At 68.2% G+C, this 13,614-nt stretch carries 12 protein-coding genes; 10 read left to right on the forward strand and 2 right to left on the reverse strand.

Features of this window, described 5'->3' with window-relative positions; translation table 11 throughout:
• The first annotated feature begins 80 nt into the window (after positions 1 to 80).
• The 3 genes from NJ1_RS32680 (at position 81) to NJ1_RS32690 (ending at position 3,260) form a co-directional block, all read left to right on the forward strand.
• Positions 81 to 1,025, forward strand: a complete 945-nt coding sequence (locus tag NJ1_RS32680; protein WP_067702384.1) for an ABC transporter ATP-binding protein — start codon at positions 81 to 83, stop codon at positions 1,023 to 1,025.
• Positions 1,025 to 1,783, forward strand: a complete 759-nt coding sequence (locus NJ1_RS32685) for a DUF2705 family protein (protein WP_067702387.1) — start codon at positions 1,025 to 1,027, stop codon at positions 1,781 to 1,783. Before NJ1_RS32680 ends, NJ1_RS32685 begins: the two co-directional genes overlap by 1 nt.
• Before the next feature lie 709 nt (positions 1,784 to 2,492).
• Complete coding sequence (locus NJ1_RS32690) at positions 2,493 to 3,260, forward strand: adenylate/guanylate cyclase domain-containing protein (RefSeq protein WP_422615801.1); 768 nt, start codon at positions 2,493 to 2,495, stop codon at positions 3,258 to 3,260.
• A 19-nt stretch (positions 3,261 to 3,279) separates the two neighbouring features.
• Here the strand turns inward: NJ1_RS32690 and NJ1_RS39885 are convergent, their stop codons facing one another.
• A complete protein-coding gene (locus NJ1_RS39885; protein ID WP_169813234.1) occupies positions 3,280 to 3,435 on the reverse strand; it encodes a CG2302 family histidine operon protein in 156 nt (51 codons plus the stop codon).
• 178 nt (positions 3,436 to 3,613) lie between these two features.
• Between NJ1_RS39885 and NJ1_RS32695 the strand changes: the two genes are divergently transcribed.
• From NJ1_RS32695 to NJ1_RS32725, 7 genes are all read left to right on the forward strand, one after another.
• A complete protein-coding gene (locus NJ1_RS32695) occupies positions 3,614 to 5,329 on the forward strand; it encodes an acyclic terpene utilization AtuA family protein (protein ID WP_067702390.1) in 1,716 nt (571 codons plus the stop codon).
• 187 nt (positions 5,330 to 5,516) lie between these two features.
• Positions 5,517 to 6,665 (forward strand): acyl-CoA dehydrogenase family protein, encoded by a 1,149-nt coding sequence (locus NJ1_RS32700; protein WP_067702428.1) that lies wholly within the window; start codon positions 5,517 to 5,519, stop codon positions 6,663 to 6,665.
• Entirely contained in the window at positions 6,662 to 8,266 is a 1,605-nt protein-coding gene (locus tag NJ1_RS32705; RefSeq protein ID WP_067702393.1) for an acyl-CoA carboxylase subunit beta, read from the forward strand. The genes NJ1_RS32700 and NJ1_RS32705 overlap by 4 nt, the downstream gene beginning before the upstream one ends.
• Positions 8,267 to 8,274: 8 nt before the next feature.
• The gene (locus NJ1_RS32710; RefSeq protein WP_067702396.1) at positions 8,275 to 10,290 is read left to right on the forward strand and encodes an acetyl/propionyl/methylcrotonyl-CoA carboxylase subunit alpha; all 2,016 of its coding nucleotides are present in this window, start codon (positions 8,275 to 8,277) and stop codon (positions 10,288 to 10,290) included.
• A gap of 4 nt (positions 10,291 to 10,294) precedes the next feature.
• The gene (locus tag NJ1_RS32715; protein WP_067702400.1) at positions 10,295 to 11,458 is read left to right on the forward strand and encodes an acyl-CoA dehydrogenase family protein; all 1,164 of its coding nucleotides are present in this window, start codon (positions 10,295 to 10,297) and stop codon (positions 11,456 to 11,458) included.
• A 15-nt stretch (positions 11,459 to 11,473) separates the two neighbouring features.
• Positions 11,474 to 12,262, forward strand: coding sequence for an enoyl-CoA hydratase family protein (locus NJ1_RS32720; RefSeq protein WP_067702403.1), 789 nt, complete (start codon positions 11,474 to 11,476; stop codon positions 12,260 to 12,262).
• Positions 12,263 to 12,267: 5 nt separating this feature from the next.
• Positions 12,268 to 12,882 (forward strand): TetR/AcrR family transcriptional regulator, encoded by a 615-nt coding sequence (locus NJ1_RS32725; protein WP_067702406.1) that lies wholly within the window; start codon positions 12,268 to 12,270, stop codon positions 12,880 to 12,882.
• 14 nt (positions 12,883 to 12,896) lie between these two features.
• Here NJ1_RS32725 and NJ1_RS39480 read toward each other — a convergent pair whose 3' ends face one another.
• The gene (locus NJ1_RS39480; RefSeq protein ID WP_157574434.1) at positions 12,897 to 13,058 is read right to left on the reverse strand and encodes a hypothetical protein; all 162 of its coding nucleotides are present in this window, start codon (positions 13,056 to 13,058) and stop codon (positions 12,897 to 12,899) included.
• Between the last annotated feature and the right edge of the window lie 556 nt (positions 13,059 to 13,614).

Consider the following 13,614-nt stretch of genomic DNA (forward strand, 5'->3'; position numbering starts at 1 on the left):
CGAGGTCATCCTCGAGGAGGAGCGGACGCGCGACCTCTGGGCGATAGTGCGCGGCGGCCGAATCGGGAAGACTGGGCAGCATGATCGAACTGAGGGGCCTGACGAAACACTACGGGCAGACCGTCGCAGTGTCGGATCTGTCGTTCTCGGTCCGTCCGGGGCAGGTGACCGGCTTTCTCGGCCCGAACGGGGCGGGTAAGTCCACGACCATGCGGATGATCCTGGGGTTGGACGAACCGACCTCCGGCACCGCGCTCATCGACGGCACTCCGTATCGCGAACTGACCCGTCCACTGGAGAAGGTCGGCTCGCTGCTGGACGCCAAGTGGGTGCATCCGAACCGCTCGGCGCGCGCCCACCTGCGCTGGATGGCGGCGTCCAATGATCTACCCGCTTCCCGCGTGGAGGAGGTGCTGCGACTGGTCGGCCTCTCGGAGGTGGCCAACAAGAACGCCGGCGGGTTCTCCCTCGGTATGTCCCAGCGTCTCGGTCTGGCGGGCGCGCTGCTGGGCGATCCGCAGGTCCTGCTGTTCGACGAGCCGGTCAACGGCCTCGATCCGGAGGGCATCCTCTGGATCCGCCGCTTCATGCAGCGCCTGGCCGCCGAGGGCCGCACCGTGCTGGTGTCGAGCCACCTGCTCTCGGAAATGGCTTTGACCGCAGAGCATCTCATCGTGATCGGCCGTGGCCGGTTGATCTCGGACATCAGCACCAAGGACTTCATAGAGAAGGCCTCGGAGCAGTCCGTACGGGTACGCAGTCCGCAGCTGGATCAGCTGCGCAGCCTGCTCACCTCGAACGGTATGACCGTGCGCGAGGAGGGCGCGGACTCGGCCGGTCCGGCGCTGGTGGTCGCGGGCGTCACGAGTGACGCGGTCGGAAAACTGGCCGGCTCCAACGACATCACGCTCTACGAGCTCGCGCCGCAGCGCGCCTCGCTCGAGGAAGCGTTCATGCGAATGACCGGTGGCGCTGTGGAATACCACGGCGAAGGCTTCGACCAGGTGATGGGAGGTGCGCTCTGATGGGCGTATTGGCAGCGGAACGTATCAAACTCACCTCGACCCGGTCCCCGTGGTGGTGCTCGGCGATCGTGGTCGCACTGGCCCTGGGCATGTCCGTGCTCATCGCGGCCACGTCCCGGTCGGGCAAGACCAATAACACCGACATTCCGGACTTCGACATCAGCACCGCCGTGGTCAGTGTCAGCGGCTTCGGCGTGCTGGTGCTGATGATCATGGCGACGCTCTCGGTGACCAGCGAATACCGCTTCGGCATCATCCGGACCACCTTTCTGGCTACTCCTCAGCGAACCAAGGTCATCGGGATCAAGACGGGTCTGCTGGCGGTCTACGCCGCCGTGCTGACCGCGGTGCTGTCGGTGGTCGCCTACCTGATCAGCCGTGCCATCTACGGGGCCGCTCCGGGCCTGGAACTCTCCGGTGAGGCAGCCTGGCGTGCTCTGTTCGGCGTGCCGATCTATGCTCTTCTGTGCGTCATGTTCGCGATCGGCATCGGTGTGCTGCTGCGGCAGTCCGCGGCGGCCATCTCGGTCATCGTGTTGTGGCCGCTGGTACTGGAATCGCTGCTCGGCGCGTTCGGTAGCTTCGGTCGTAATGTCGCTCCCTTCTTGCCCTTCCAGAATGCGAACCGGTTCTTCACCCAGCGGGATTCGAGTGCCAACTGGCACTGGGGTCCGTGGGGGAGCCTGGTGTACTTCGCGGTGATCGTCCTGATCATCTTCGGAGCCGCCCTCGTCACGCTGAACAAGCGCGACGCCTAGAGACCCTGCCCGGGATCGTCGGCCACTGCCCGGTCGGCGGTACATCGGCCCGATACGGATTTCCGTATCGGGCCGATGTCATATCCGGGTGCGGAGCAACAGCGCCGAACCCGCGATGTAAAGCAACGCGGCGTAACGATAAGAGTTTGTGAATACTCTCGCTCGGAGCCGGAAACATCTGGCCGGTTCCGCCCGGCCGTGGGTAGCATCGCGGCAGCAACCAAAACACTCGAACGATCGGCGGGCCCAGCGCTGTGGCCGCACGGACCGATAGGTAGGTGTCCAGGTGGCAATCATTAATCCACTCGATGACAAGAGGCTGGGATACGCTCTGGGCGTGAGCGAACGACCCTCCGACGGCGGTGAGCCTGCCCCCGGCAGATCCAACGCCGAAGGGTCTCGCAAGGCCCGCTCCGATGCGGCCAAGGCGCGTTCCGATGCGGCCAAGGCCCGTTCCGACGCCGCGAAGTCCGCCGGCAAGGGCAAGACACGTGCGGAATCGGGCAAGAGCCGTTCCGAAGGGCCTCGCGAGTCCCGCAGCGAAGGTCTGGGGACCGATCGCGGCCGGTCGAAGGATGCGAACGGAACCGCGTCGCGGGAGTCCCGTATCGACCCCGACCTGGTGATCCCCCTGACCCCCACCGAACTGCACCCGGATCCGGACGGAGCCGAGGGCGGCCGTCGTCGTTTTCCGGGGCAACTGTCCTCCCTGGTCTCCGCGGCGAATCAGCGCGGGGATCTGATCGGCGTGATCCGCAAGGCGCGCGAGAACCTGCCCGGCGACCCCGCCTTCGGGGATCCGCTGTCGGTGTCCGGTCCCGGCGGCGCTCGCGCGGTGGCGCGGGCCGCGGACAAGCTGGTCGGCGATTCCCCCAGTGCCGCTCGGGAATTGGGCCTCGGCGCGCTGCAGGTGTGGCAGGCCATGCTGGAGCGGGTCGGCAAGGGCCGCGGCAACGCCGAGATCACCATCATGTTCACCGACCTGGTGGCCTTCTCCAGTTGGTCGCTGGCCGCCGGTGACGAACAGACCCTGGAACTGCTGCGCCGCGTCGCCAAGGCGATCGAGCCGCCGATCGTGGATCGCGGCGGTCAGGTCATCAAGCGCATGGGCGACGGCGTGATGGCCGTGTTCCCCACGGCGGACCGCGCGGTCCGCGCCGCGGTCGCCGCCAAGGAAAACCTGACCACGGTCTCCATCGACGGGTATTGCCCCCAGATGCGCATGGGCCTGCACACCGGCACCCCGCGCGAGATCGGCGGCGACTGGCTCGGCCTGGACGTCACCATCGCGGCCCGTGTCATGGAGGCGGGCGGCAACGGCAACACCATGCTCTCGGCCGCCACTTTGGAATCCCTGAGCCCGGAAACCCTCGAGGACCTCGGCTTCGCCGTCAAGCCCTACCGCCGGAGCTTCTTCGCCGCGCCGCTGAGCGGAGTCCCGGAAGACCTGCGGATCTTCCGCCTGGACGCCGACTAGGGGCCAAGGCCCCCGAAAGCTATATCAACCACAGGATCGAGGCCGCCGCCGCTAGCACTCCGCAGACCGCGAGTGCGATGGCGAGCGGCCTGGTGTTCTTCCAGGTGGACCAGGCGCCGCCGAAGAGGAAACCGGCTATGGCCAGCAGCAGGATCACGGGTACGTCTTTGGACACGCGTCAAGTGTGCCTGGTCTCTTTCCCGAGGTTCCCGGGGGCGTCACGCGGGGGTCCGGCGAGTCGCCGCAAATTAACAAGCACGCAGGCTTGATTTTTTTCAGGGGCAATGTGACCCTTATGGCGACCCGCGGCGAAGCAGCCGCCGGACTCGGGTGCGCACCAGGGAGGCCCAGTGATGAGTCAGCTCGCCGACGACGCGGAGCTCATTCGGATCGGCAACTGTTCGGGGTTCTACGGCGATCGCATGAGCGCCATGCGCGAGATGCTCGAGGGCGGGCAGCTCGACGTGCTCACCGGCGACTATCTCGCCGAGCTCACCATGCTGATCCTGGGCCGCGACCGTATGAAGGACGCGAACCTCGGCTACGCCAAGACCTTCGTGCGCCAGCTGGAGAACAATCTCGGCCTCGCCCTCGAGCAGGGCGTGCGCATCGTGGCCAATGCCGGTGGGTTGAACCCGGCGGGCCTGGCGCAGCGCCTGGGGGAGGTGGCCGAGAAGCTCGGTCTCACTCCGAAGATCGCCTACGTGGCGGGTGACGACCTGCTGCCGCGCGCGCAGGAGCTGGGACTCGGAACGCCGCTGACGGCCAATGCGTACCTGGGCGCCTGGGGCATCGCCGAGGCGCTGAACGCGGGCGCGGATGTGGTGGTGACCGGCCGCGTCACCGACGCCGCACTGGTCGTCGGCCCGGCCGCCGCCCACTTCGGCTGGAGCCGAACCGATTTCGACGCCCTCGCGGGCGCGGTGGTCGCGGGTCACGTCATCGAATGCTCGACCCAGGCCACCGGCGGCAATTTCGCCTTCTTCACCGAGATCGCGGATCTGGGCCGCCCGGGCTTCCCGATCGCCGAGGTGCGCCGCGACGGCAGCAGCGTGATCACCAAGCACGCCGGAACCGGCGGCGCGGTCACCGTGGACACGGTGGAAGCCCAGCTCATGTACGAGATCCAGACCGCGCGCTACGCGGGCCCGGACGTCACCACCCGCCTGGACACCATCGCGCTCACGCAGCAGGGCCCGGACCGGGTGTTGATCAGCGGTGTCACCGGCGAGGCCCCGCCGCCGCAGTTGAAGGTGTCGCTCAATACCCTCGGCGGTTTCCGCAACGAGATGGAATTCGTGCTCACCGGTCTCGATATCGAGGCCAAAGCCCAACTGGCGCAACAGCAGCTGGAGAGTTGGCTGCCGGTGCGCCCCGCTCAGCTGGAATGGTCCCTGGCCCGCCTGGATCGGCCGGACGCCGAGACCGAGGAGCAGGCCAGCGCCCTGCTTCGCTGCGTGGTGCGCGACCCGGACCCGAACAAGGTCGGCCGCGGCTTCTCCAGCGTCGCGGTGGAATTGGCGCTCGCCAGCTTCCCCGGCTTCTCGCTCACCTCGCTGCCCGGCAACGGCGCTCCCTACGGCGTCTTCAAGCCCGGATACGTGGACGCGCACCGGGTTCCGCACATCGCCGTGCTGCCCGACGGGAGCCGGGTCGAGATCGCACCGTCCGCCGAGACGCTCGCGCTCGCCGAGGTGCCCGAACCCGCCCTGCCGCAACCGCTTCCGCGAGGCGAGACCCGCCGAGTCCCGCTCGGCGCCATCGCGCTGGCCCGCAGCGGCGACAAGGGCGGCAATGCCAATATCGGCGTCTGGGTGCGCACCGACGAGCAGTACCGCTGGCTGGTGCACGCCCTGACGGTCGACGAGCTGCGCCTGCTGCTGCCCGAAACGGCGAAGCTGACCGTCACCCGGCACGTACTGCCGAATCTGCGCGCGCTGAACTTCATCGTCGAAGGCCTGCTCGGGGAGGGCGTGGCCTACCAGGCCCGCTTCGATCCGCAGGCCAAGGGGCTCGGGGAATGGCTCCGCGCCCGGCACATCGACATTCCCGTGGAGCTGCTTCCGTGAGCGGGCTCGGCCGGCCGGTGCGCGGGGCACGCCCCGCCCCGCCGGTCCCGTCCGGATCTTCGCGGAAATCCCCGGGTACCAGCGGAATTGATTCCCGAGCGCGCGACTGCGGGCCTGACGGGCGAGAAGATGACCGGCGAGGATTGCGCCTCGCGGAAGGGAACGAGGCGGCATGAGCGCCGAGTACGTGAACCCCTGGCAGACGCCCGAGCGTCGCGAATTGCGCGCCACCGTGCGCGGTTTCGTGGAGCGAGAGGTGCTGCCCCACCTCGACGACTGGGAGCGGGAGGGTGAACTCCCGCGCGATCTGCACAAGAAGGCGGGCGCGCTGGGGCTGCTCGGCATCCAGTTCCCCGAAGCCGCGGGCGGTTCCGGCGGCGACGGCATCGACGCGGCCATCGTGGCCGAGGAGATGCACTACGCGGGCGGTTCGGGCGGTCTTTTCGCCTCCCTGTTCACCTGCGGCATCGCCGTGCCGCACATCATCGCCTCGGGCAACGCCGAGCACATCGAGCGCTGGGTGAAGCCGACCCTGGCGGGCGAGAAGATCGGTTCGCTGGCCATCACCGAGCCGGGCGGCGGTTCGGATGTCGGGCATCTGCGCACGACCGCGGTGCGCGAGGGCGACGAGTTCATCGTGAACGGGTCCAAGACGTTCATCACCTCGGGTGTGCGCGCGGACTACGTGGTGACGGCGGTGCGCACCGGCGGTCCCGGCGCGAGTGGCGTCTCGCTGCTGGTGGTCGAGAAGGGCACGCCCGGGTTCACGGTCAGCCGCAAGCTCGAGAAGATGGGCTGGCTGTGCTCGGACACCGCCGAACTGTCCTACGTCGACGTGCGGGTGCCGGTGTCGAACCTGGTCGGCCCGGAGAACAGCGGATTCGCCCAGATCGCACAGGCTTTCGTGAGCGAGCGGGTGGGTCTGGCCGTGCAGGGTTACGGGCATGCGCAGCGCTGCCTGGATCTGACCCTGCGGTGGACCCGCGACCGTGAGACCTTCGGCCGCCCGCTGATCAGCCGCCAGGCGGTGCAGAACACGCTGTCGGAGATGGCGCGCCGCATCGACGTCGCCCGGGTGTACACCCACGCGCTGGCCGAGCGCGCCGCCCGCGGCGAGACCGATCTGATCGCCGAGGTGTGCTTCGCCAAGAACACCGCGGTGGAGACCGCCGAATGGGTCGCGCACCAAGCTGTTCAGCTGTTCGGCGGCCTGGGCTACATGCGTGAGTCCGAGGTCGAGCGGCACTACCGGGATGTGCGCATCCTGGGTATCGGCGGCGGCACCAACGAGATCCTGACCAGCCTTGCGGCCAAACGATTGGGGTACCAGTCTTGAGCATTCTGCGCACCTCCGTGGATCCGAAGTCGGCGGACTATCAGGCCGCCGCCGAGGCGATGACGGCCAAACTGACCGAGGTCGAAGCCGAATACGCGAAGAACATCGCGGGCGGCGGACCCGACAAGATGGCGCGGCATCGCAAGCGCGGCAAGCTGACCGCGCGCGAGCGGATCGAACTGCTGCTGGACGAGGATTCGCCGTTCCTGGAGCTGGCCCCGCTGGCGGCCTGGGGCAGCGACTTCCACGTCGGCGCGAGCGTGATCGCGGGCATCGGCATCGTGGAGGGCGTCGAATGCATGATCGTCGCGCCCGATCCGACCGTGCGCGGCGGCACCTCGAACCCGTGGACGCTGCGCAAGAACCTGCGCATGAACGACATCGCGCTGGAGAACCGCCTGCCGGTCATCGGCCTGGTGGAGTCCGGCGGCGCGGATCTGCCCACGCAGAAAGAGGTCTTCGTCCCCGGCGGCCGGATGTTCCGGGATCTGACCCGGCTCTCGGCGGCCGGAATCCCCACCATCGCACTGGTTTTCGGCAACTCGACCGCGGGCGGCGCGTACATCCCCGGCATGTCCGACTACACGGTCATGATCAAGGAGCGCTCCAAGGTGTTCCTGGGCGGCCCGCCGCTGGTCAAGATGGCCACCGGTGAGGAGTCCGACGACGAATCCCTCGGCGGCGCGGAGATGCACGCGCGCACCTCGGGACTCGCGGACTACCTGGCCGTGGACGAGCAGGACGCGATCCGCCTGGGCCGCTCCATCGTTCGGCGCCTGAACTGGGAGAAGAAGGGCCCGGCCCCGCGCCCGCTCGCGGAGGTGATCGAGCCGCTGCACAGCCAGGAGGAGCTGGTCGGCATCGTCCCGGGCGACCTCAAGATCCCGTTCGATCCGCGCGAGGTCATCGCCCGCGTGGTGGACGGCTCGGACTTCGACGAGTTCAAGCCGCTCTACGGTTCCAGCCTGGTCACCGGATGGGCCGAGCTGCACGGATATCCGGTCGGCATTCTGGCCAACGCCCGCGGCGTGCTCTTCTCCGAGGAGGCGCAGAAGGCGGCCCAGTTCATCCAGCTGGCCAATCAGAAGAACACCCCACTGTTGTTCCTGCACAACACCACCGGCTACATGGTCGGCAAGGAGTACGAGCAGAAGGGCATCATCAAGCACGGCGCGATGATGATCAACGCGGTGTCGAACTCCAAGGTCCCGCACATCTCGCTGCTGATGGGCGCGTCCTACGGCGCGGGCCACTACGGCATGTGCGGTCGCGCCTACGATCCGCGCTTCGTGTTCGCCTGGCCCAGCGCCAAATCCGCCGTCATGGGCGGTGCGCAGCTGGCGGGCGTCATCTCCATCGTGGGCCGGGCCGCCAACGAGGCGCGCGGAATCCCGTTCGACGAGGAGCAGGACGCCGGCCTGCGCGCCATGATCGAGGCGCAGATCGAGGCCGAATCGCTGCCCATGTTCATGTCGGGCCGCCTGTACGACGACGGCGTCATCGACCCGCGCGACACCCGCACGGTATTGGGAATGGCCCTGTCCGCCATTCACAATTCCCCGATCAAGGGCGCCGAGGGCTTCGGCGTCTTCCGGATGTGAGGCCAGAAATGGAAATAGACAACGTTCTGGTCGCCAATCGTGGCGAGATCGCCCGACGGGTGTTCGCCACCTGCCGTCGCATGGGCATCGCGACCACCGCGGTCTACTCCGACGCCGACGCGAACGCCCCGCATGTGGCGGAGGCCGATGCGGCCGTTCGCCTTCCGGGCAACACCCCCGGTGAGACCTACCTGCGCGCCGAACTGATCATCGAGGCCGCGCTGGCCGCCGGCGCCGACGCGATCCACCCCGGATACGGATTCCTGTCCGAGAACGCCGAATTCGCGAAGGCCGTGCAGGCCGCCGGGCTGATCTGGATCGGCCCGCCGGTCACCGCCATCGAGCAGATGGGCTCCAAGGTCGAGTCCAAGAAGATGATGGACGCGGCCGGGGTGCCGGTGCTGAAGCAGCTGGATCCCGCCGAGGTCACCGCCGACATGCTGCCGGTGCTGATCAAGGCGTCGGCCGGTGGCGGCGGGCGGGGAATGCGCGTGGTGCGCGAGCTGGCCGAGCTCACCGACCAGATCGAGGCCGCACAGCGCGAAGCCGCCTCCGCCTTCGGTGATCCGACCGTGTTCTGCGAGCGCTACCTGGAGACCGGTCGTCATATCGAGGTGCAGGTCATGGCCGACACCCACGGCACGGTGTGGGCGGTGGGCGAGCGCGAGTGCTCGATCCAGCGGCGGCATCAGAAGGTCGTCGAGGAGGCTCCGTCCCCGCTGGTCGAGAAGATCGACGCCGTGGCCGGCGGAGCGAGCATGCGGGCTCGGCTGTTCGAGGCGGCCACCCTTGCCACCGAGGCGATCGGCTACGAGGGCGCGGGCACGGTCGAATTCCTGGCCGACGAGAAGGGCGAGTTCTTCTTCCTGGAGATGAATACCCGTCTGCAGGTGGAGCATCCGGTCACCGAGCAGGTCACCGGGCTGGATCTGGTGCGCCTGCAGTTGCAGGTGGCCGCGGGCCGTCCGCTGCCCGCCGAGCAGCCGCGGATGCGCGGGCACTCCATCGAGGTGCGGTTGTACGCCGAGGATCCGGCGCAGGACTGGCAGCCGCAGTCCGGCACCGTGCACAAGCTCGATATCCCGGGCACCACAGGCGAATTCACCGTTCTGACCGAGCCGGGCGTGCGCCTGGACACCGGCGTGGTGGACGGTTCGGTGGTCGGCGTGCACTACGACCCGATGCTCTCGAAGGTCATCTCCTTCGCCGAGACGCGGGACGAGGCCGCGCATCTGCTGGCCTCGGCGCTGGCCCGCGCGGAGATTCACGGGCTGGTCACCAACCGCGATCTGCTGGTGCGGGTGCTGCGGCACCCGGCGTTCCTGGCGGGCGATACCGACACCGCCTTCTTCGCCACCCACGGTCTCGACAAGCTTTCGGCGCCACTGGTTTCCGAGAACGACGAGAAACTGTCCATCGTGGCCGCCGCTCTGGCCGACGCCGCCGCCAACCGGCGTACCGCCCGCATCGGTCGCGGGCTGCCCTCGGGCTGGCGCAACCTCCCGTCACAGCCGCAGTCCAAGTCCTATGACAGCCGCCTGAGCGGCAAGCACGAGGTGCGCTACACGATCGGCCGCGACGGCCTCGCGGTCGAGGGCTTCGACGGACTCGAATTGCTCGACGCCACACCGGATTCGGTCAGCCTGTCGGTGCCGGGGGAGCGGGGCGCGGTGCGCCGCACCTTCCGCATCGCCCGCTACGGCGATCTGGTCGCGGTCGATTCCCCGCTCGGGCCGGTGGCCCTGCGTCGTCTGCCCCGGTTCGAGGATCCCGCCGATCAGGTGGCCGAGGGCTCACTGCTGGCCCCCATGCCGGGCTCGGTCATCCGACTGGGTGCGGCGGTCGGCGATCGGGTCGAGAAGGGGCAGCCGATCCTGTGGCTGGAGGCGATGAAGATGGAGCACACCATCGCCGCGCCCGCCGCGGGTGTCCTCTCCGAACTCAATGTGACGGCCGGACAGCAGGTCGAAGTCGGCGCCGTGCTCGCCGTGGTCCATTCAGAAGACAGCGAAGGTCAGGAGTAGGCAGATGAGCTTCATCGAAACCGACGAGCAGAAGGCGCTGCGGGAAGCGGTCCGCAAGCTCGCCGCCAAGTACAACTTCCGCGACTACGCCGGACCCAAGGCGCGCCGCAACGAACCGTTCGACGAATTGTGGAACGAGGCGGGCAAACTCGGCTTCCTGGGCGTGAACCTGCCCGAGGAGTACGGCGGCGGTGGCGCGGGCATCTACGAGCTCGCGCTGGTGCAGGAGGAACTGTCCGCGCAGGGCTGCGGGCTGCTGCTCGCGGTGGTGTCACCCGCCATCTGCGGCACCATCATCAGCAAGTATGGCACCGAGGATCAGAAGCGGTACTGGCTGACCAAGCTGGCCGACGGATCCTCGAAGATGGTCTTCGGCATCACCGAGCCGGACGCGGGCTCCAACTCGCACAAGATCACCACCACCGCCCGCCGCGACGGCGAGGACTGGATCCTCAACGGCCGCAAGATCTACATCTCGGGCGTGGATCAGGCCGAGGCCGTGCTGATCGTGGCGCGCACCGAGAACGCCAAGACCGGCAATCTGCAGCCCGCCCTGTTCATCGTGCCTGTCGATGCCCCCGGCTTCGAGAAGACGAAGCAGGAGATGGACATCATCGAGCCGGACAATCAGTTCACGCTGTTCCTGGACGATGTGCGCCTGCCCGCGACCGCGCTGGTCGGCAAGGAGGACGCCGCCATCGCGCAGCTGTTCGCCGGCCTGAACCCCGAGCGGATCATGGGTGCGGCCATGGCGATCGGCATGGGCCGCTACGCCATCGACCAGGCCGTCGCGTACGCCAAGGAGCGCACGGTGTGGAAGGGCGCGCCGATCGGTGCGCACCAGGGCATCGCGCATCCGCTCGCCCAGGTGAAGATCGAACTCGAACTGGCCAAGCTGATGATGCAGAAGGCCGCGCATCTGTACGACGGCGGTGACGACTTCGGCGCGGCCGAGGCCGCCAATATGTCGAAATACGCTGCGGCGGAGGCCAGTATCAAGGCGCTGGATCAGGCCATCCAGACGCACGGCGGCGCCGGCCTGACCTCCGATGTGGGCCTGGCGGGCATGCTCGCCGCGTCCCGCATCGCCCGGGTCGCTCCGGTCAGCCGCGAGATGATCCTCAACTTCGTCGCCCAGCATTCGCTGGGCCTGCCCCGCTCGTACTGAGATTCGGGAGTTTCGATGAGTGACACCACCACCGACGCGCCGTTCGTACGCTACGAGGTGCAGGACGACGGCTTCGCCGTGCTGACGCTGGATTCGCCGCACAACCGCAATGCGCTGTCCTCGCGGCTGGTGACCGAGCTGCTGGCCGGTCTCGAGCGGGCGGCGAGCGACGACGCGGTGCGCGGGGTGGTGCTCGCGCACACCGGCAACACCTTCTGCGCGGGTGCGGATCTCAAGGAGGCCGTGGACGCCGACCCGGCGGCGGCGGCCGACATCCGCACCCGGTGGATGATCTCGGTCCTGCGCGACATCCTCGTCATGCCCAAGCCGGTGCTGGCGCGGGTCGACGGCAATGTGCGCGCGGGCGGTATGGGCATCATCGCCGCCTGTGATCTGGTGATCGCGGGGCGCGGCAGCAGTTTCGCCCTCACCGAGGTGCGAATCGGGCTGGCGCCGTTCATGATCTCGCTGACGCTGCTGCCGCGCATGACGGGACGGTCGGCGGCCCGGTACTTCCAGACCGGCGAGACCTTCGACGCCGCCGAGGCCGAACGGATCGGCCTCGTCACGGTGGCCGCGGAGGATCCCGTCGCCGAGACCGCGCGCCTGCTCGGCGAGCTCCGCAAGGGCTCGCCGCAGGGCCTGGCCGAGGCCAAGCAACTGGTAAACGGGGAGCTGCTCGCGGCCTTCGATCGTTCGGCCGAGGACCTGGCCAAACGATCGGCGAGCTTCTTCGGCACCCCGCAGGTGATCGAGGGCATCACGGCCTTCATGCAGCGCCGCCCGCCGAGCTGGGCAGAATAGCCGTCATGGCGACACCCCACGAACCCAAGCAGGACCGCAGCCGGGCCACCCGGCAGCGGCTGCTGGAGGCGACCATCGACTGCTTGGCCGAGACGGGCTGGGCAGCGGCGACGGTCGCCGTGGTCGCCGAACGCGCGGGGGTGTCGCGTGGCGCGGCGCAGCATCATTTCCCCACCCGCGAGGATCTGATCACCGCCGCCCTCGAGTACATGTTCGACACCCGGATGGATCAGGCCAAGGCGGACGCACTGGCCACCTCCGAGGTGGCCGAGGGCTCGGCCCGCACCGAGGCGGTGGTCGCCGGGCTCGTCGAGTCCTACACCAGTCCGCTGTTCAAGGCGGCGCTGCAGGTGTGGACCCATGCCGCCGCCGACCAGGCGCTGCGCGAACGCATCATGCCGCTCGAGGCCCGGTTCGGGCGGATCTCGCACCGCATGGCCGTGGACGCGCTGGGCGTCGACGACTCCGATCCGGTGGCGCACCACCTGGTTCAGGCCACCCTCGACATGGCGCGCGGCCTCGGTCTGGCCGATGTCCTCACCGACGACTCACTGCGCCGCAAGGACATCGTCCAGCAGTGGGCGGCCACCCTGCACACGGCGCTGCACGCTCCGCGCTGAGCGGTTCCGGTCGATCACCAGCCGAAAATCTCTGCCATATCGATGGATTCGTCGTCCCAGCGAGCCTCGATGACCTCGCGTTCGGGCTCCGGCAGATCGGGTGACCACCCGACTCTGCGCCAGAAGGATTCACGGTGGTCGTCGCCGAGCGGGTGTGGGGGGCCCATTTCGATCATTCCCGGGATCTCCGATTCAACGGAATGTGCTGGTGGGGAAGATATCCAGGGTATGACGGGAGTATTCATGATCGTGGCGGGTTGCCCGGAATCGAGGGCGCGCCGCGGGGCGTGCAGCTCCGAGAGATGTTGCGCCCACTTCCGGTAGAACACGGCGGTGTAGCGCGAATGTGTTGTGGTGCAGTCATTCTCGTGCAGGATAGGCAGCGGGGACGGATCGCGCAGGGCGGTCGCCGCGATGTTCTTCGATGTGTAGTGCACTTTCACTCGGATCCCTGTCGCTCGGGCGGTGATCTGATTGCCGGTGGCCCGGATTCGGATCGGGCGGCATTCCGGGGCAATCTGAATACCCGCAGTTCAGATGCATTTTCAACGCTGATAGCGGTGCGATCGCGAACAGATTAGCACATATGTTCGAACACGCGAGTGGCGTGCCGAAAAAGGCTGTGCCCGCCTCCGGGGAAGGGAGGCGGGCACAGCGGTGTGTGGTGGGCTCTCGCAGATCCCGGCTGCCGGACTCGGGGTCCGGCAGCCGGGGGTCTGTCAGGCGGGGGTC

This window comes from Nocardia jejuensis NBRC 103114, assembly GCF_001613145.1.
GTDB classification, from domain to species: Bacteria; Actinomycetota; Actinomycetes; order Mycobacteriales; family Mycobacteriaceae; genus Nocardia; species Nocardia jejuensis.

Bases quoted from the DNA above. Each gene is read 5' to 3' on its own strand.
- NJ1_RS32725 (WP_067702406.1), top strand. From the start codon at position 12,268: ATGGCGACACCCCACGAACCCAAGCAGGACCGCAGCCGGGCCACCCGG.
- NJ1_RS32710 (WP_067702396.1), top strand. From the start codon at position 8,275: ATGGAAATAGACAACGTTCTGGTCGCCAATCGTGGCGAGATCGCCCGA.
- NJ1_RS32685 (WP_067702387.1), top strand. From the start codon at position 1,025: ATGGGCGTATTGGCAGCGGAACGTATCAAACTCACCTCGACCCGGTCC.
- NJ1_RS32695 (WP_067702390.1), top strand. From the start codon at position 3,614: ATGAGTCAGCTCGCCGACGACGCGGAGCTCATTCGGATCGGCAACTGT.
- NJ1_RS32720 (WP_067702403.1), top strand. From the start codon at position 11,474: ATGAGTGACACCACCACCGACGCGCCGTTCGTACGCTACGAGGTGCAG.
- NJ1_RS39480 (WP_157574434.1), bottom strand. From the start codon at position 13,058: ATGATCGAAATGGGCCCCCCACACCCGCTCGGCGACGACCACCGTGAA.
- NJ1_RS32715 (WP_067702400.1), top strand. From the start codon at position 10,295: ATGAGCTTCATCGAAACCGACGAGCAGAAGGCGCTGCGGGAAGCGGTC.
- NJ1_RS32680 (WP_067702384.1), top strand. From the start codon at position 81: ATGATCGAACTGAGGGGCCTGACGAAACACTACGGGCAGACCGTCGCA.